Genomic DNA, 17,650 nt, shown 5'->3' on the forward strand with positions numbered 1-17,650 from the left:
CAGCCGCTGGCCCGTGAGACCATTAAGAGCCGTCACAGGGCCGGACTCACCCTTTCCCCTCTATCAGCTGCTGCGCAGCCGCGACAGCAGCCGATCCATGGCGCGATAACCGAGCGCCTCGATCAGATGCTCCTTGCCGATGGCCGGTTGTCCCGCCAGATCGGCGATGGTGCGCGACACCCGCAAAATGCGGTGCCAGGCCCGGATGCTGAGCCCCAGCTTCTGGATGGCGTTCTCCAAAAATTCGGCATCTTGCGGTGATAGTCGGCAAATATCTTCGATTTCACGACTATCCAGCAGGTTGTTGAGCTTGCCGTTACGGCTCAGCATGTGCTCCCGCGCCGCCAGCACCCGATCGCGGATCTGCTGGCTCGACTCCCCCCGCTCCGCCTTGCCGGTCAGGCTCCCCTTGGGCAGCAGCGGCACCTCCACCGTCAGGTCGAACCGGTCGAGAAAGGGGCCGGAGAGCTTGCCGAGGTAGCGCAGGATCTGATCCGGGCTGGAGCGGGTCTGGCCGTCGCCATAGTGGCCGCAGGGGCTGGGATTCATGGCGCCGACCAGCTGGAAGCGAGCGGGGAAATCCACCTGACGGGCGGCCCGGCTGATGGTGATGTGGCCCGTCTCCAGCGGCTCACGCAGGGAGTCGAGCACCTTGCGCTCGAACTCCGGCAATTCATCGAGAAACAGCACGCCGTTGTGGGCTAGCGAAATTTCGCCGGGCCGCGGATGGCTGCCACCTCCCACCAGCGCCACCGCAGAGGCACTGTGGTGCGGCGTGCGATAGGGCCTGTGGTGCCAGTGACCGGCCCGCGGGGTGAGGCCACCGATGGAGTGGATGGCAGCGGTCTGCTGCGCCTCCTGCTCACTCAGTGGTGGCAAGATGCCGGGCAGGCGGCTGGCCAGCATGCTCTTGCCGGTGCCAGGCGGGCCGATGAACAGCAGGTTGTGGCTGCCGGCGGCGGCGATCTCCAATGCCCGCTTGGCCTGGGACTGGCCGATCACATCCTGCAGATCCGGCACATCGGGCAGGGTATCAGTGGTCTGGGGCTCCGGCAGTGGCAGCTCGTATTGACCCGCCAGCCAGGCGGTGACGGCCAGCAACTGGTGGGCGGTGCGCACCTCGGCATCCTGAATGAGGGAGGCCTCGGGGCCGTTCTCTCGCGGCACCAGCAGGGTGCGTCCTGCATCGCGGCAGGCCAGTACGGCAGGCAGCACCCCGAGTACGGGACGGATCTCGCCAGTCAGGGCCAACTCCCCTAAAAATTCGTGATTGAGCAGGTATTTTGCCGGTATTTGCTTGGAAGCGGCGAGAATGCCGATGGCGATGGCCAGATCGAAACGGCCGCCCTCCTTGGGCAGATCGGCGGGGGCCAGATTGACGGTGGTATACTGCTATTGGTAGAGAACTCAAGGCGGGGCGTCATGACAGCATTTTCATACATCCGATTCAGTAGCAAGGAGCAGGCATCCGGCGACAGTTTCGCTCGTCAGATGGAGGCTAGTCGCGACTGGTGCAAGCAACGGGGCATAGAGCTTTCAGAGAAAAACTATGCTGATTTGGGTATCAGTGCCTTTCGAGAGAAAACTAGGGCCAGCCTTGCAGACATGCTTGAGGCAATCGAGTTGGGGAGCATCAGGGAAGGTGACCATATCATCCTTGAAAACCTTGACCGTCTCAGTCGTCAGGGTATCGATGCAACTCAAGAAATCATCAAGTCCATCCTGCGTGAAGGCGTCAAGATAGTATCTCTCCAAGATGATTTAGAACTTGATCGCTCAAGCCTGAATGACTTGGTATCCGTTATCAGAATCGCCCTCAGTGCAGACCTCGCGCACAAAGAGAGTCTCAAGAAGTCCGAGCGTGTATCGGCTGCAAAGGCATCTCAGCGGGAGCAGGCGAAACAGGGTAAGGCAATCAATAAGCGCCTGCCCTACTGGCTCGAAAAGGATGGTGATGGCTACCAGTTCAATGATGGGGTTGATGCGGTCAAGTTGATGATCCAGCTTCGGACAGATGGCCTTGGGTTTCATAAAATTGCTGCTCGACTCAATGCCAGTGAGCACAAGCCACGTTGGGCAGTGCATTGGTCGGATACCACGATTCGAAACATCCTTAGCAGTCCGGCTCTCTATGGTCGGTATCAGTTCAGGAATGGTGATGGGGTCGATGACTACTATCCGGCACTGGTTTCCTATGCGGAGTTTAAGGCATTCCAGAGCACATATACGGCGTCTGCTGGTGGACAGGAACACCACAATCACCTTTTCGGTCTGGTGCGCTGTGGAGCTTGTGGCGCGGCTATGAGCAAGAAGGTAAGCAAGCGCAAGGTTGCGGGGGCGATGAAGTATTACAAGGGATGGATTTGCACGAAGACACTCAGCGGTGCATGTGCCCAAAAAACACCAATGATGGATTTGGATGATCTTGTCATTAAGGCAGTAAAACGCCTCAAGGTCTCAGACTCCAAGAAGGCCAGCCGTGAAGCTAACCAGCTGGATCGGGAGATAGATACCAAGAAGGCTCGACTGAACGAGATTACACAAGAGCTGGTGTCTGGTAGTAGTTCGGTTAACTTATTGAATGTTGCTGCAAGCACCATAGAGAAACAGCTGAAGGAATTGATGGCCCAGCGTAAGGAGTCTGTCCGGACGTCCCATAGTGAGATACAGACACTCTATGGACTACGAGATGATGCAGAGCGATTCAACATTGCATTGCGGCGTGTGGTTGACCGGATAAAGGTATTTCATAAGGGTGACTCTACTTGGCATGTAGCAATCCACCAGCGGAATGGACACCTGATTTCGGTTGCGGCATTCCGCAAGAACCAGCGGAGCCCTTGGGAATACATGTTCGGCAACACTGCGGAGATAGTGGCGATTTCCGCGAATACGGAGTTGGATTCTTGGGAGGCTGACGAAGTAAGCGCGAACCCTGAAGACTGGGAGACAGGTATCACTAATCCGGAGTATGAGCACACAGAAGTCTGCGAAGACTGATCATAGGTTTATCGTATGCTGCACGAATAAAAATAAGTCTATCAACATGGTTGATTGGAGTCCTTTTTGCCCATACATGTGTATTAGTCGGATTCACCGACACGGTAATTTAAAACCGGAATGTAGATACAAGGGGAAAGGGATGAGTGAGATTAGTCAGCGGATTATGGATGCAATGTTTACCCAGCAACGGCTGCAAGTGTTGAGCCTTGGTGTTCATCATAACGAGTTCAGTGATGCTTACCTCTTCGCTTGGTATGAAGGTGTCTATCCATTTTTTGAGGATACTGATGGGTCTGTTCAGAGAAGGCCGCATGAGCACTACGCAGAGTATTTTAGTATTAGTGAACAAAAAGTAGATGAGCTGACTAAGTATCTTGATGACTGTTTTTTGAACGATGAAGTTCCCACATTTTATGAGCTAGAGGATCATTTTAAGGTTCGTCATGCAAGCTCCAAATGGAGTCGGTCAGACCTCGTAGACGTTTGTCGCTACTGCTACCTGCAAGGACATAGCTGGAACGATAAATTCTGGAAAAAACTCCTTACCCCAATGCAACATCCCTCAGAGGCTGGTTCTATTGTTCGGAAGTTTGATCGTGAAGCAGACATCTACTTTCAGTAATCTGCTAGCCCCATGTTATGAGGCATCTTAGATGTGTGGGGTTCGGAACTTTTGATGAGTTCTTGGTAAAGTTCTTTCAATAGTTCCGAGCCTCTTACGCCTTACCATTCACCTTGATAAACCGATACAGGGTAGCAACTCCCACGCCTGCTGCCTTCGCTGCATCTTCCTTGCTTACGCCCTTCTCAATCAGCCCCAGCGCCTTCTCACACTTCGCCACGGTCTCCGGCGACTGCTTACGCCCAGTGAATTTGCCCGCCGCCTTAGCCTTCTGTATGCCCTCTGCTGCGCGTCTACGCCGATCCTCGTAGTCCTTCCGTGCGGTGGTAGCCAGTATCTCCAACAGCATGTTGTTAACGTGGTGCAGGATGTCAGACACCAATCCGGTGTTGCTGGTCAATACCAGATGGCTTGTCGGCAGGTCGATTGATACCAGATGGATTTTCTTGTCTTCAATGGTGCGCTTGAGGGTTCGCCAGTCGTCAGCGGTGAGGCGGGTCAGGCGGTCAATCTGCTCTACAAGTAGGACGTCACCAGCTTCAGCTTGTTCGAGTAGACGGGTTAGCTCTGGTCGGTTGAGGGTTGCACCAGATACGTTCTCGATGAAGTGTGCTGCGATGGTATGGCCTAGGCTGGCGGCAAACTGGTTGATGGTTTCCAGTGCGCGGGATGCGTCTTGCTGGTCGGTGGATGCTCTCAGGTAGGCATGGATTTTCATAGTCTCTCACATAGGTTTTATCTTATGAGGTAAATGATAATCCTATCGTATGTGTTTTATCAATAGTCTAATGATAGATTCCTATCACATAGCTGGTGGCTCTCGTTTGGGGATAGTTAAATGATAGGGCTGGTGGGGGCGACGGATTTTTTTGCCAGCCGATTTATTTTTTCACTGGCGGTAGGACAGGGGGGGTGATGATCTCCCCCATAGTCTTTGTTGAGTAGACAACCAATCAACAGTTCTGTGTGCGCGAATCTATCTCTCAGATCTTTTTTTTAGCAGTAGAATGCGTCTCTCAGGCCGATCCATCAAACCCCCGAGCTTATACAAAAATACCCCAGTGAAAAAAATCACTTTGAGGGTAGGTGTGCGCACGATTACCTACTGGCGGTCATCTTATTATCTGATCATGCCCTTGATGATACCCCCCTCAACGAATCCCCATGATGGAGGCAACAGACTGCGATGAACGGCGCTTCACGTCTTCAAGGGTGACGTCATTGAAACGACTATCAACAATCCCATCGAAGGATTTCCAACTATCCAGTGCCTTGGCTTGTGGGGTCATGCTCTCGGTATATTGCCCCCGAGCCTTTGCCAACCTCAGATAGTCGGCTGCATCATCAACAGTCAGACCACACTTGAAGGTGGTCATGCAAATTTTGAATGCGCCATTGTGCCGATTACCAGCGCCCATACTCGTAATGATTGCATCAACTGCCTTATCACAATACGCCCGCGCTCTGCGTTCGTTGTATGTGCCAGTCTGAGAAGCTATACGGCGCTGTTCCATCAATCGCTGTTCATTCGCTGCCATGGCATCAAACTCGGCTCTCCATCGCCCCAGAGGGAATACAGACGGCTTAGGATTGAACGTGGCATACGGGTCGTGTGATAGGTATGTCAGTCGATTGAAGTTGCAAGTGGACTTATCAAGGTTCGATTCTGGTGCTCCCAGTTTTACGAACAGTTCAATCATTTTATTGTATGCAAATTTATACCATTCAGGTTCATGCTTCCGGTAATCAGTCATCAATCCAGCCTTCAAGCCACCAGACGGACTGATAAAGGTGAATGCAATGTATTTGCCTACTGGACTAGCCAGTATAAGCTGGCGCAACTCTTCAGCCACAGCCTGTCCAATGTTGTCTACGTCCATGACCATAATCCCATTATGAGCCATAGCCTTGTCTTGGGCTGACCCGCCAGCCAGGTCTTCATATTCGCCCATCAGGATTGCGGGTAGCTCGCCCTTGATTACGTCTGCTTCCGCTTTACGGCCTTCTGATTTGAGAAGGCGGATTGAGTTGATACGGGCATCAAGTTCAAGGCCACCAGCACGAATGCAGTTGATGACGGTTTCAAGTGAATGAATGGATAGGCCAGTTGCTTGCTTATGTTTCTTCAGTGTGATTTTCATGGTGTCTCTTTCTGGTGAGTCATTGTTGTTTTATTTGGATTTATAAAAACCGTGTAAAACTTGAGGGAGTTTTATTTGCTTAAGGTCTTTAGCAAATGGTTTTCCCTCAAGAAATACACGTTTTTGGTAGTGCTTTGATAAGTGGTTAGATACCCAACATTGATAGGCCATTGACCAGTTGCTTGATGGTCTTGGTCTTCGTATCGGCAATGGTCTTCTTGGTGTGTCCAGTCGCATTGCAGAAGGCTTCTGCTGTGTGTCCTGCACCTGTGATGATGGTTTCTCGCCGCTTGAATGCCATGTTGTCTTTATTCGACAACGGCACATCCCATCCAACGTATGGATCGGGTAGTGTCCAAGTGCAATGATCGTCAACCACGAATCCCATCAGAAACCGAAACAGGTTCAACCTCATTCGCCCCTGCCCCTCGGCATGCCATTTCCATTCAATCGTTGGATCCATCAATTGTCCCCAGAATGCATCTGCGAGCTGCTTCATCTGTTCCTTATTAACCCGAGTGTTGGTTAGCAGCTTCTTATACTCTGCAACCACAGTCGATACGGTGTCCCTGTGCTTGATGTCTCGGAGCATAACCACCAGCCATTTCCGACCAATGGCATTAATCTTCGAGTAGACCTGCCAGCAGTCACCACGGATCCCCATGCTCTGGATTACGTCCCATTCACTATGCCACTCGATGGCTGACTCTAACGGCCCCTCAAACTCTACAGGGTCACGTGTAGCGGTCAGATGCTCGATTAATGGGTGGTCGGTCTGGTCGATGCTACGGGGCAATCCATGCTCTGCTATGGCCTTCAGGAGCGCCTTCCGAGAAATGTTCTTTAGTGCCTTGAGTTCTTCGACTTCGGGTAGTGTCAGGGTCTCGGACTGATACCCGTAATCGTTCAGCTGTTGGATTATCTGCACACCAAAGCATCCACGGGGGCTGTGCTCTGCTAGTAGGCTGTATAGGTTCGCCCTGTCTCGATACGCTGGATCCTGCCACTGAGACTTGTCAGTCAACACGCTCTCACTGTATTGCAGGACTCTTCTACTACCCTCATGGACGTGTATCAGACGGTTGCCTTCAATTACCAGTTGGTCTGTGCCTTCACCTGCAATCATCCAGTGGGTAGCTTGCTTCCTTGCTCTCCCTTGTTGCTGGAAGACCAGACCCGCCTCGCATTGAGTGGAGACAACATGGAAGTCGTCATTGAAGTTGATACCTTCAGCCAAGCAGTTGGTTGCAATGACTACCTGATACCCACCAGCAGCAACAGATGAGTGTTTGATCATCTTCTCGTATGCCGCCATTGCAGGTGATCCATATTTTGAAATCGTCTCGCTGGTCATTACGATTGACGTAATACCTTTGGTTTCAAGGTGGCGGCTTATTGCATTCGATTTGCTGGTAGATTGAACAAATACCAATACTGGTTTATGTTCAAGTGCGATTGCACCAACAATAGTTCCAACTATGTATTTTGTATTCTGAAGAATCTTACTGTTTGTTTGGATTTGAACAACGTTTAATGTGCGACAGAATGACCCCTCAACATTTGTAATCGTATCGGGTTTAATAGGTACAAGGTTGAGATTACAGGTTGCTGAATACAAGTAGACGGGGATGTGATTGGATGCTTCTTTAACTGTATCAATCAATCCCTCAACCGATTCCCGAAATCCGCCAGAATACATAATCTGACATTCGTCTATGTGGAGCTCTCGGATACTACTGAGGTCTAAACTCTTGAGTTTTTCAATCTGCGCGAATGTAAGGTTGCATCGACCATCACGCCGTGCGCTCATTTTCTCTTGCTGTAGGATGGCCTTAACTGGGAATACCACTGCGCCGTTGTTGTCGTTCGCACTGGTGGTCATGTGGAACGTCTTGCCTACGCCTGTAGCGGCTTGAATGAAGTGTATGCCTGCTTCTAGGGGGAGCTGGTCTGCAATGTCATGCAGCCTTGGTTCTCTGCCGTCAGGCAGTCTGGGTAATGCTCCCAAATTGATAGTTGTTGGTGTCATTAATCATACTCGATTCTCCATAATAAATGTTTCACTGGGTTGATGGATTACTTGATGGATGCTTTGATGAGCATTGCAAGCCGTGTATTAATTGCGTCATTCGATGGCGTGCGGATACCATTGCGCGAACGAAATGAGTTTAATGTCTGTTTGTGCGAGTTTAGCGCCAGTGCGGCGAGTGTTGTCCCGTATTGCTCGATCAGTTTTGTTCTCAGAGCATGTTCATAGTTTGTCATGATTATTCCTTGAGGGTTTATAGAATACTGGTTGTATGTATCGCAGACAAAAAGAAGGCCGCTAAGATTTAGCAGCCGTTCTTTCGAGTAATCTGTTGACACCAGATAGTATCTATAATACCACAGATTTTGGGATAGTAAACAAATTATTGACTTCTCCGTCAAAATAGTATGACCATACTTTAACTTCATGTTTCCCACTAAAATCAGTTAACTGTGATGTGTTTGCTCGGGAACTCGAAATTGCCGTTGAGGAGGGCGCTGCGCACCCGATCCCGCGACTCTTTCACCGAGGTTTCCGGCAGGCCGACTATGTTGAAGGCGGGCAGGCCGTTGGAGAGGTGAACTTCCACCGTAACTTGCGGAGCCGCGATCCCGAGGCTGGCACGGCTATAAACCACAGCTAATGACATAAATCCCGTCCTTGAGTTGATATATGTTCTGGCTAACTGCTTGTTGTTGGTTTTTTATTCCAGAGTTCCGGCTGGGGAATAGCCAAAATCAGTGGGTTGTCACAGAAAAAAGGCTTGCCCAATAAAAATCACCGTGCTAGTTCTAATAGCCATTCGCGGTGCAAATCGCCCCAATTTCACAGGATTTCCGGTTGTAACTATGAACATGGCCTCCCGTTTCGTCAGCATTATTGTGGTCCTAGTGGTGATTATTATCTCACCGCTCGGGGCTCGTTTAGCTGCACGGAACAAGGGATAGACCCACCACCGGACAGAACGAAACAAGCGACCCCCGAGCCTCACAGCTCGGGGGTTTTTTTTCGACCAAAGGACAGGATTTTCCACATGAACGGCGCGCAGTTTTTGGTACAGGCTCTCAAGAAACAGGGTGTGACCCAGGTGTTTGGTTACCCGGGCGGGGCCATCATGCCGGTCTACGATGCCCTGTATGACGGTGGTCTGGCCCATCAGCTCTGCCGCCACGAGCAGGGTGCTGCCATGGCGGCGGTCGGTTATGCCCGCGCCTCCGGTCAGGTGGGGGTCTGTATCGCCACCTCTGGCCCCGGCGCCACCAATCTGGTGACCGGTCTGGCGGAGGCGCTGCTCGATTCGGTGCCGCTAGTGGCCATCAGCGGTCAGGTGCCCTGTTCCGCCATCGGCACTGATGCGTTTCAGGAGGTCGACGTGCTCGGCATGTCCCTCTCCTGCACTAAGCACTCTTTCATGGTGACCGATGCCGCCGATCTGGGGCGCGTGCTGGCAGAGGCTTTCGCCATCGCCACCGAAGGGCGTCCGGGCCCTGTGCTGATCGATTTTCCCAAGGATGTGCAACTTGCTGCAGTGCCGCCCCAGAGCCCGCTGTTTGCGGTGGAAGAGCCGGAGGCGCTCACCCCCTCCGAGCTGGCCGCAGCCCGCACCCTGATTGCCACCGCCGAGCGTCCGGTGCTCTACGTCGGTGGCGGAGTGGGCATGGCCAATGCCGAGCAGCAGTTGCGCGACCTTGCCGCCGTTACCGGCATGCCTGCGGTCACCACCCTCAAGGGGATCGGCGCGCTCGACCCCGACAGCCCCGTTTATCTGGGCATGCTCGGCATGCACGGCACCAAGGCTGCCAACTACGCGGTACAGCAGTGCGATCTGTTGCTGGTGGTGGGCGCCCGTTTCGATGATCGGGTGACCGGCAAGCTGGAGGAGTTCGCTCCCGAGGCCAGGGTAATCCATCTGGATGTGGACGCCGCCGAGTTCGGCAAGCGCCGCGCTGCCGAGGTAGGGATCACCACGGATCTCAAGCGGGTGTTGCCCGCCCTCGCCATGACTCTCGACATCGACCCCTGGCGTGAACACTGCGCCGCCATGGCCCGCGAATATGCCTTTCGCTACGACCATCCGGGTCAGGCCATCTACGCTCCGGCCCTGCTCAAGCAGCTCTCCGCCAGGTTGCCGGAGACCAGCGTGGTCGCCTGCGACGTGGGTCAGCACCAGATGTGGGTGGCCCAGCACATGCGCTTCACCAGCCCGCGCAACCACCTCTCCAGCGCCGGTCTCGGTACCATGGGGTTCGGTCTGCCTGCCGCCATCGGCGCCAAGATGTCGCGCCCAGAGGATGAAGTGGTGCTGGTGAGCGGCGATGGCTCTTTCATGATGAACGTGCAGGAGCTTGGCACCATCCGCCGCGCCCAGCTCAAGGTGAAGATGGTGCTGTTGGACAACCAGCGCCTCGGCATGGTGCGCCAGTGGCAGGAGCTGTTCTTCGACGGCCGCTACAGCGAGACCATCCTCTCCGACAACCCCGATTTCGTCGCCCTGGCCGCCGCCTTTGGCATTCCGGGCGAGACCATCACATGCAAGGAGCAGATAGCCGGTGCCCTCGATCGCCTGCTTGAGTGCGAAGGCGCCTATCTGCTGCATGTGGCTATTTCAGAGGAAGAAAACGTCTGGCCCCTGGTTCCGCCGGGAGTCGCCAACCACAAGATGATGGAGCAACGCCCATGAACCCGCACACCCTTGCCCAGCCAGTATTTGCACTGCACACCTTGCATATCCACGCCCAGCCCAGACCAGAAGTGATGGAGCGGGTGCTGCGGGTGGTGCGCCACCGCGGCTTCAATCTCTGCGCCCTCAACATGGAGCAGGATTGCCAACAGCTGCGGATCACGGTTACTGTCGAGTCGGTGCGTCCCATCCAGCAGTTGTGGAGCCAGCTGGTGAAGCTGGTGGACGTCTCCCGGGTCGATGCACTGGAACAGCAACCCCGGATCAGAGCTTAAGGAGCAAAGCCAATGTCACAGCCTTCCCAATCCGCCTCTCAACCCAAGTACATCTGGTTCAACGGCACACTGGTGCCCTGGCAAGATGCCCAGGTGCACGTCATGAGCCACGCCCTGCACTACGGCTCCTCGGTGTTCGAGGGTGTGCGTGCCTACGACACCCCCAAGGGCACCTGCATCTTCCGTCTGCAGGAGCACACCCGCCGCCTGTTCGACTCCGCCAAGATTTACTGGATGGACGTCCCCTACAGCGAGGCCGAAGTGAACGAAGCCTGCCGCACCGTGGTGCGCGAGAACGGCTTGAAGAGCGGCTATTTGCGCCCGCTGGCCTTTGTCGGCAACGTGGGGCTGGGGCTGCATCCGCCGCTGGATGCCAAGGCTGATCTGATTGTCGCAGCCCTGCCATGGGGCGCCTATCTGGGAGAAGAAGGGCTAAAAAATGGGGTGGATGTGTGCGTCACCTCCTGGAACCGGCTCGCACCCAACACCATTCCCACCGGTGCCAAGGCGGGTGGTAACTATCTCTCCTCCCAGCTGATCAGCCGTGAGGCCAAGCGCAACGGTTTTGCCGAGGGACTGGCGCTGGACGTGAACGGCTATCTGAGCGAAGGGGCGGGGGAGAACCTGTTCCTGGTGAAGAACGGTGTGCTGTTCACCCCGCCAGCCACTGCCGCCATCCTGCCCGGCATCACCCGTGACACCATCATGACCCTGGCCCGCGATCTGGGCTATGAGGTGCGCGAGCAGGCGCTGCCCCGCGAGGCGCTCTATGTGGCGGACGAAATCTTCATGACCGGCACCGCCGCCGAGGTGACCCCGGTGCGCTCCGTCGATCGGATGAAGGTGGGCGCTGGCAGCCGTGGCCCGGTGACCGAGCAGCTGCAGAACGCCTTCTTCGGCCTGTTCAACGGCCAGACCGAAGACAAGTGGGGCTGGTTGACCCCAGTCAACGACTGATGAGAGCGGGGAGGCATCACGTCTCCCCGAGTCGCTTCCGGTGAAGGCTCCCCGAGGTGCCTTCACCAGGATCGATTCCGATCCACTTTTATCATCATCGAATAATGCAGCGAGCCCATATGGGCAATCAGGGAGTAGAGACAATGCCGAAGTTGAGATCCGCCACCACCACCCACGGACGTAACATGGCCGGGGCGCGCGCCCTGTGGCGTGCCACCGGAATGACCGATCAGGATTTCGGCAAACCCATCATCGCCGTGGTCAACTCCTTCACCCAGTTTGTGCCGGGCCACGTCCATCTCAAGGATCTGGGCCAGCTGGTGGCGCGCGAGATCGAAGCCGCCGGCGGGGTCGCCAAAGAGTTCAACACTATAGCCGTGGATGACGGCATCGCCATGGGCCACGGCGGCATGCTCTACTCCCTGCCATCGCGGGAGCTGATTGCCGACTCGGTGGAGTACATGGTCAACGCCCACTGCGCCGATGCCATGGTCTGCATCTCCAACTGTGACAAGATCACCCCGGGGATGCTGATGGCCGCCCTGCGCATCAACATCCCGGTCATTTTCGTCTCTGGCGGCCCGATGGAAGCGGGCAAGACCAAGCTCTCCGATCAGATCATCAAGCTGGATCTGGTGGACGCCATGATCCAGGGCGCCGATCCCAAGGTCTCCGACGCCCAGAGCGAGCAGGTGGAGCGCAGCGCTTGCCCCACCTGCGGCTCCTGCTCCGGCATGTTTACCGCCAACTCCATGAACTGTCTGACCGAGGCGCTCGGTCTCTCCCAACCGGGTAACGGCTCCATGCTGGCGACCCACAGCGACCGCGAGCAGCTGTTCAAGCTGGCGGGTCAGCGCATCGTCACCCTGGCCAAGCGTTGGTATGAGCAGGATGACGAGAGCGCCCTGCCGCGCAATATCGCCACCAAGGCGGCGTTCGAGAATGCCATGGCGCTCGACATCGCCATGGGTGGCTCCACCAATACCGTGCTGCACCTGCTGGCAGCGGCGCAGGAGGCAGGCGTCGACTTCACCATGGCCGACATCGACCGCATGTCGCGCAAGGTGCCCCAGCTCTGCAAGGTGGCGCCCTCCACCCAGAAGTACCATATGGAAGATGTGCACCGTGCCGGTGGCGTGGTAGCGATTCTGGGTCAGCTGGAAAAGGCGGGTCTGGTACACGGCGATACCCGTACCGTGCTGGGTTGCTCCCTCGTCGAACAGCTCAATGAATATGATGTCAGCCGCCAGCCGAGTCAGAATGTGGTGGACTTCTACCGCGCTGGCCCGGCCGGGATCCGCACCACCAAGGCCTTCAGTCAGGATTGCCGCTGGCCGGAGCTGGATCTGGACCGCGCCGAAGGCTGCATCCGCTCGCTGGAAAATGCCTACAGCCAAGAGGGCGGCCTCGCCGTGCTCTCCGGCAACCTCGCGCTCAACGGCGCCATCGTCAAGACCGCCGGGGTGGATGAGGAGAACCTCACCTTCCGTGGCCCGGCCCGGGTGTTCGAGAGTCAGGAGAGTGCGGTGAACGGTATCCTCGACGGCACCGTGAAAGCGGGCGAGGTAGTAGTGATCCGCTACGAAGGGCCGAAAGGGGGCCCGGGTATGCAGGAGATGCTCTACCCCACTACCTATCTGAAATCCATGGGATTGGGCAAGGCGTGCGCCCTGATTACCGACGGCCGTTTCTCCGGCGGTACCTCGGGCCTCTCCATCGGTCACGTCTCGCCGGAAGCAGCCTCTGGCGGCACTATCGGTCTGGTGGAGGATGGCGACATCATCAGCATCAATATCCCGGCCCGCAGCATGGTGCTGGAGGTGGCCGACAGCGTGCTGGCCGCCCGCCGCGTTGCCGTCGAGGCTCGTGGCTGGAAGCCGCTCGATCGTCAGCGTCAGGTCTCCTTTGCCCTGCGCGCCTATGCCATGTTCGCCACCAGCGCCGATAAAGGTGCGGTGCGCGATCGCTCGATGTTGGGGGAATAAATCATGGTCTCTGCGGCGGATTATCTACGCAAGGTGCTGCTCTCCCCCGTCTACGAGGCGGCGCGAGTTACCCCTTTGCAGACCCTTAAAAAATTGTCCGAGCGGCTCGGCAACCATGTCAGCCTGAAGCGGGAGGATCTGCAACCGGTCCACTCCTTCAAGCTGCGCGGCGCCTATCACAAGATTGCCACCCTGACTCAGGAGCAGAAGGATCACGGCGTCATCGCCGCCTCTGCGGGCAACCACGCGCAAGGCGTCGCCCTGTCTGCCGCCAAGCTCGGCATCAAGGCGATCATCGTGATGCCCAAGACTACGCCGGACATCAAGATCGATGCGGTGCGCCGTCAGGGCGGTAACGTCATGCTGTTTGGCAACAGCTTCGACGAGGCCTATGCCGAGAGCCGCCGCCTCGCCGAGCTGGAGGGTTACACCCTGATCCCGCCGTTTGACGACGTCGAGGTGATCGCCGGGCAGGGCACCATCGGCAAGGAGCTGCTGGATCAGGACATTCACCTCACCCACGTCTTCGTGCCGGTGGGCGGCGGCGGTCTGGCCGCCGGGGTGGCGGTCTATATCAAGCAACTGCTGCCTGATGTGAAGGTGATCGGGGTGGAGGCTGAAGGGTCTGCTTGCCTCAAGGCGGCCATGGCGGCGGGCGAGCCGGTCAATCTGGAGCGGGTTTCGCTGTTTGCCGACGGGGTGGCGGTCAGACGCATCGGCGAGGAGACCTTCCGCCTGTGCAACCAGTATCTGGACGAGGTGGTGACCGTCTCCAACGACCAGATCTGCGCCGCGCTGAAAGATATCTTCGACGACTGCCGCGCCATCGCCGAGCCGTCGGGGGCCCTGTCGCTGGCGGGTCTGAAAGCCTATAGCGAGCGGGAGCAGGTCAAGGGTGGCCGGATGGCGGCCATTCTGTCCGGTGCCAACGTCAACTTCCACAGCCTGCGCTATGTGTCGGAGCGCTGCGAGATCGGCGAGAAGCGCGAGGGCATGCTGGCGGTGACCATCCCCGAGCGCAAAGGGGCCTTCCTCGATTTCTGCCGTCAGCTCGGGCCCCGCATGGTGACCGAGTTCAACTACCGCTACGCCGATGCCGAGCAGGCCTCGCTGTTTGTCTCGGTGCGCCTCACCGGCGGTGACGAGGAGCTCGGCCAGATCATCGATCAGCTCGGCGGCAACAGCTATCCGGTGGTCAACATGACCGAGAGCGAGCTGGCCAAGAACCACGTGCGCTACATGATTGGCGGCCGCCCGGCCCGGCCCCTCGGCGAACGCCTCTACAGCTTCAAGTTTCCGGAGCAGCCGGGCGCTTTGATGCGCTTCCTCGAGACTCTCGGCTGTCGCTGGAACATCAGCCTGTTCCACTACCGCAACCACGGTGCCGACTACGGCCGCGTGCTCTGCGCCTTCGAGCTGCCGGATGAGGACGTTGCGGCCTTCCACGACTACCTGCACGAAATTGGCTACGGCTGGAAAGAGGTGAGCGACGACCCTGCCTACCGGCTTTTTCTGGCCAGTTGATGGCGCGATGAAGAAGGAGGGAGGCGTTGGCCTCCCTCTGTTTTTAGGCTGCAATTGGCCACTTTTGTCTGAGCCATTGAAATCCGTAGGCCAGCGCCATCAACAGCAGGGTGCCGGGTAGCACCGTTTGCCACAGGAAGGCTGGCTCTTGTCCTGTCATCAGGATCAGCAAGGGATTGGCGCCCGCCGGAGGATGGAGGATATTCAGTCCCTGCATCAGGGCGATGGCCAGCCCGGTTGCCAGAGCCATCTGCACTTCAGCGGGGAGCGGAAGCAGGCCGATAACCAGTCCGACGCAGGCCGTCAGCAGGTGACCACCCAGCACGTTTTTGGGGCGCGCCAGCAGACTATCTGGCAGGGAAAACAACAACACACAGCTGGCCCCGAAAGGTGCCATGACTAGCGCGACATGCCAGCTCAGATTGAGCCATCCCAACATGCCGATGGTGAGTGCGGCGCCCACACCTGCCCATAACGGGCCATACCATTTCGTCATCATCTTTTCCTCTTGGTTTGCCAGAACTGATTAGGCACATTAGGTAGACAGATCGGTGTACTTCAAGAGGCAAATGATGAGCGAGAAGCGTCAACAACTGGTAGCGACGGCCTACCGTCTGTTCAACCGTCATGGCTTTCATGCCACCGGCATAGATCGCATCTGGGCCGAGGCGGGGAGTACCAAACGCACCCTCTATCGCCACTTCCCGACCAAGGATGCCTTGATTGAGGAGGTGCTGCTCGCTCGTGACCGGGAGTTCTTCGCCCTGCTCGACCAGCGGCTGGCCGGTGTGAGCGGACGTGAAGCTCGCCTGCAGGCGCTGTTCGATGGCTTCGCAGAGTGGTTTGGCCGCACTGATTTCTATGGCTGCAACTTTATCAACGCCAGTGCCGAGTTTGCCGACCCGCGACATCCGGTGCGCAAACTGGTGATGTCACACAAGCAGGCGTTGTTGGGCTGGGTGATAAACCAGCTCGAGTGCTCTCTGGCTCAGGCCACCGGGCTTTGCCTGCTGTTGGAGGGGGCGATCGTGATGGCCCACTGCTATCAGCAGCCGCTGGCTCTGGAGCAGGCCAGAATGCTGGCAAAGACCATTTTGGCCGACGATGCCGCGATAATGCAGGCCGCTTCACACTCCTGAGCTGCTGGTCATTTGAGGCTGCGTTCGGATGGGATACCCTGATTGACGGAGAGGCCGCCTGACGGCTTCACACAGGGATAGTGCGCACTCAGGCGCCCATAACGACTTATTGCAGAGGCGAACATATGAATAAATCCATGCTTGCGGTATTGGTCAGTGGTTTGCTGGCGGCCGGGGCCGTGCAGGCCGCCGCTCAGGACAATACCTGGTATGTCGGTGGCAAGGCTGGTTGGTCGAACTATTACGGTGTTGATCACAACGAGTATGCCGAGGCGATTTCCCAATCCCTGGGCAATACCAGCGAGAACACGGATGATCTGGGACTGGGCCTGTTCGCCGGTTACCAGCTCAACCCCAATCTGGGCTTCGAGCTGGGTTATGACTGGCTTGGTAAATATGAGGGCAAGGCGGGGACTGGTAGCAATACCCTCAATACCGAAGCCAAAGGCCAGATGATTCAGGCCACCATGAAGATCAGCTTCCCGGCCACCAATGTGCTCGATCTTTATGGTCGGCTGGGCGGTGCTTATGCCTGGACTGAAAATGAAATCAGCTTCGCCAATGTCAGCGAGACTGGCAAGAAGCATGGTGCCGCCTTCGTCGGGGCGCTGGGTGCCGAGTACACCATCGATCGTGACTGGGCTGCCCGTCTGGAGTACCAGTACACCACGCCGCTGGGCGATACCTCGCTCGATCGCTCCGGCATCGAGCTGGATAACGGTCTGATCTCGTTCGGCATGCTCTATCGCTTCGGCCAGCAAGGGGGCGAGGTTGCCGCACCTGCGCCAGCTCCGGCTGCTGAACCGGCCCCTGCGGTCGTGGTGGCGCCCAAGACCTTCAGCCTGAGTTCCGATGTGCTGTTCGAGTTCAACAAGGCGACCCTGAAACCGGCTGCCAATCAGGCGCTCGATGCCCTGTTCAGCCAGATTGTGGCGGCCAATCCGAAAGATGGTGTCGCAACTGTCATCGGTTATACCGACCGCATCGGTTCCGACAACTACAACCTGGCCCTCTCCGAGAAGCGGGCCCAGAGCGTGGCCAGCTATCTGGTATCCAAAGGCTTGTATGCCGACAAGGTACGGGTCGAGGGACGTGGCAAGGCCAATCCGGTCACTGGCAGCAGCTGTGCCAGTCGCTCCAAGCAGGAGCTGATCGCCTGTCTGGCACCGGATCGCCGGGTGGAAATCCATCTGGAAGGGGTTTCCCAGCCTGTCCAATAAGCAGAGCGACGGGAGCAATAAATGTAAAAACGGGAGGCTTGGCCTCCCGTTTCTTATGGCGCTGTCCCAATTACG

The 17,650-nt window shown here is 56.7% G+C and carries 14 protein-coding genes and 2 pseudogenes; 9 read left to right on the forward strand and 7 right to left on the reverse strand.

Annotated elements, in window-relative coordinates; all coding sequences use genetic code 11:
- Positions 1-63: 63 nt before the first annotated feature.
- Positions 64-1,392, reverse strand: a pseudogene (locus BN1115_RS02280) (YifB family Mg chelatase-like AAA ATPase); the annotation flags it as partial.
- A gap of 30 nt (positions 1,393-1,422) precedes the next feature.
- Here BN1115_RS02280 and BN1115_RS21450 point away from each other — a divergent pair.
- Together BN1115_RS21450 and BN1115_RS02290 are read left to right on the forward strand one after the other, a co-directional pair.
- Positions 1,423-3,000 (forward strand): recombinase family protein, encoded by a 1,578-nt coding sequence (locus tag BN1115_RS21450; protein WP_244152194.1) that lies wholly within the window; start codon positions 1,423-1,425, stop codon positions 2,998-3,000.
- Between the two features lie 142 nt (positions 3,001-3,142).
- Positions 3,143-3,625, forward strand: a complete 483-nt coding sequence (locus BN1115_RS02290; RefSeq protein ID WP_042655890.1) for a hypothetical protein — start codon at positions 3,143-3,145, stop codon at positions 3,623-3,625.
- Between the two features lie 94 nt (positions 3,626-3,719).
- On the opposite strand, the gene BN1115_RS02295 is transcribed toward BN1115_RS02290, so the two are convergent.
- From BN1115_RS02295 to BN1115_RS02315, 5 genes and pseudogenes are all read right to left on the reverse strand, one after another.
- Positions 3,720-4,343: a recombinase family protein gene (locus BN1115_RS02295; RefSeq protein ID WP_042655891.1), complete on the reverse strand. Its 624-nt coding sequence runs from the start codon at positions 4,341-4,343 to the stop codon at positions 3,720-3,722.
- Between the two features lie 433 nt (positions 4,344-4,776).
- Positions 4,777-5,766 (reverse strand): BT4734/BF3469 family protein, encoded by a 990-nt coding sequence (locus BN1115_RS02300; protein ID WP_050070480.1) that lies wholly within the window; start codon positions 5,764-5,766, stop codon positions 4,777-4,779.
- 145 nt (positions 5,767-5,911) lie between these two features.
- On the reverse strand, positions 5,912-7,795 hold the full coding sequence (locus BN1115_RS02305; RefSeq protein ID WP_042655892.1) for a DEAD/DEAH box helicase family protein: 1,884 nt from the start codon (positions 7,793-7,795) through the stop codon (positions 5,912-5,914).
- A 47-nt stretch (positions 7,796-7,842) separates the two neighbouring features.
- Positions 7,843-8,031, reverse strand: a complete 189-nt coding sequence (locus BN1115_RS02310; protein WP_042655893.1) for a hypothetical protein — start codon at positions 8,029-8,031, stop codon at positions 7,843-7,845.
- Between the two features lie 209 nt (positions 8,032-8,240).
- Positions 8,241-8,444, reverse strand: a pseudogene (locus tag BN1115_RS02315) (magnesium chelatase domain-containing protein); the annotation flags it as partial.
- Positions 8,445-8,828: 384 nt separating this feature from the next.
- On the opposite strand from BN1115_RS02315, the gene ilvG reads away from it, so the two are divergent.
- From ilvG to ilvA, 5 genes are all read left to right on the forward strand, one after another.
- Positions 8,829-10,475, forward strand: coding sequence for an acetolactate synthase 2 catalytic subunit (gene ilvG / locus BN1115_RS02320; protein WP_042655895.1), 1,647 nt, complete (start codon positions 8,829-8,831; stop codon positions 10,473-10,475).
- Complete coding sequence (gene ilvM / locus BN1115_RS02325; protein WP_042655896.1) at positions 10,472-10,750, forward strand: acetolactate synthase 2 small subunit; 279 nt, start codon at positions 10,472-10,474, stop codon at positions 10,748-10,750. The genes ilvG and ilvM overlap by 4 nt, the downstream gene beginning before the upstream one ends.
- A gap of 12 nt (positions 10,751-10,762) precedes the next feature.
- Positions 10,763-11,707, forward strand: a complete 945-nt coding sequence (locus BN1115_RS02330; RefSeq protein WP_042655897.1) for a branched-chain amino acid transaminase — start codon at positions 10,763-10,765, stop codon at positions 11,705-11,707.
- Between the two features lie 143 nt (positions 11,708-11,850).
- Positions 11,851-13,692 (forward strand): dihydroxy-acid dehydratase, encoded by a 1,842-nt coding sequence (ilvD, locus tag BN1115_RS02335; RefSeq protein ID WP_042655898.1) that lies wholly within the window; start codon positions 11,851-11,853, stop codon positions 13,690-13,692.
- Positions 13,693-13,695: 3 nt separating this feature from the next.
- Positions 13,696-15,216 (forward strand): threonine ammonia-lyase, biosynthetic, encoded by a 1,521-nt coding sequence (gene ilvA, locus BN1115_RS02340; protein WP_042655899.1) that lies wholly within the window; start codon positions 13,696-13,698, stop codon positions 15,214-15,216.
- Between the two features lie 43 nt (positions 15,217-15,259).
- Here the strand turns inward: ilvA and BN1115_RS02345 are convergent, their stop codons facing one another.
- Positions 15,260-15,712, reverse strand: coding sequence for an HPP family protein (locus BN1115_RS02345; protein WP_042655905.1), 453 nt, complete (start codon positions 15,710-15,712; stop codon positions 15,260-15,262).
- A 76-nt stretch (positions 15,713-15,788) separates the two neighbouring features.
- Between BN1115_RS02345 and BN1115_RS02350 the strand changes: the two genes are divergently transcribed.
- The gene (locus BN1115_RS02350) at positions 15,789-16,355 is read left to right on the forward strand and encodes a TetR/AcrR family transcriptional regulator (RefSeq protein ID WP_042655900.1); all 567 of its coding nucleotides are present in this window, start codon (positions 15,789-15,791) and stop codon (positions 16,353-16,355) included.
- A gap of 125 nt (positions 16,356-16,480) precedes the next feature.
- Positions 16,481-17,575 (forward strand): porin OmpA, encoded by a 1,095-nt coding sequence (gene ompA / locus BN1115_RS02355; RefSeq protein WP_042655901.1) that lies wholly within the window; start codon positions 16,481-16,483, stop codon positions 17,573-17,575.
- Positions 17,576-17,650 lie beyond the last annotated feature (75 nt).

It is taken from the genome of Aeromonas allosaccharophila, from assembly GCF_000819685.1.
Classification (GTDB): Bacteria; Pseudomonadota; Gammaproteobacteria; order Enterobacterales; family Aeromonadaceae; genus Aeromonas; species Aeromonas allosaccharophila.

What these genes read in the sequence shown, in the direction of transcription:
- BN1115_RS21450 (WP_244152194.1), top strand. Translation starts at nt 1,423, where the DNA reads ATGACAGCATTTTCATACATCCGATTCAGTAGCAAGGAGCAGGCATCC.
- BN1115_RS02290 (WP_042655890.1), top strand. Translation starts at nt 3,143, where the DNA reads ATGAGTGAGATTAGTCAGCGGATTATGGATGCAATGTTTACCCAGCAA.
- BN1115_RS02295 (WP_042655891.1), bottom strand. Translation starts at nt 4,343, where the DNA reads ATGAAAATCCATGCCTACCTGAGAGCATCCACCGACCAGCAAGACGCA.
- BN1115_RS02300 (WP_050070480.1), bottom strand. Translation starts at nt 5,766, where the DNA reads ATGAAAATCACACTGAAGAAACATAAGCAAGCAACTGGCCTATCCATT.
- BN1115_RS02305 (WP_042655892.1), bottom strand. Translation starts at nt 7,795, where the DNA reads ATGACACCAACAACTATCAATTTGGGAGCATTACCCAGACTGCCTGAC.
- BN1115_RS02310 (WP_042655893.1), bottom strand. Translation starts at nt 8,031, where the DNA reads ATGACAAACTATGAACATGCTCTGAGAACAAAACTGATCGAGCAATAC.
- ilvG (WP_042655895.1), top strand. Translation starts at nt 8,829, where the DNA reads ATGAACGGCGCGCAGTTTTTGGTACAGGCTCTCAAGAAACAGGGTGTG.
- ilvM (WP_042655896.1), top strand. Translation starts at nt 10,472, where the DNA reads ATGAACCCGCACACCCTTGCCCAGCCAGTATTTGCACTGCACACCTTG.
- BN1115_RS02330 (WP_042655897.1), top strand. Translation starts at nt 10,763, where the DNA reads ATGTCACAGCCTTCCCAATCCGCCTCTCAACCCAAGTACATCTGGTTC.
- ilvD (WP_042655898.1), top strand. Translation starts at nt 11,851, where the DNA reads ATGCCGAAGTTGAGATCCGCCACCACCACCCACGGACGTAACATGGCC.
- ilvA (WP_042655899.1), top strand. Translation starts at nt 13,696, where the DNA reads ATGGTCTCTGCGGCGGATTATCTACGCAAGGTGCTGCTCTCCCCCGTC.
- BN1115_RS02345 (WP_042655905.1), bottom strand. Translation starts at nt 15,712, where the DNA reads ATGACGAAATGGTATGGCCCGTTATGGGCAGGTGTGGGCGCCGCACTC.
- BN1115_RS02350 (WP_042655900.1), top strand. Translation starts at nt 15,789, where the DNA reads ATGAGCGAGAAGCGTCAACAACTGGTAGCGACGGCCTACCGTCTGTTC.
- ompA (WP_042655901.1), top strand. Translation starts at nt 16,481, where the DNA reads ATGAATAAATCCATGCTTGCGGTATTGGTCAGTGGTTTGCTGGCGGCC.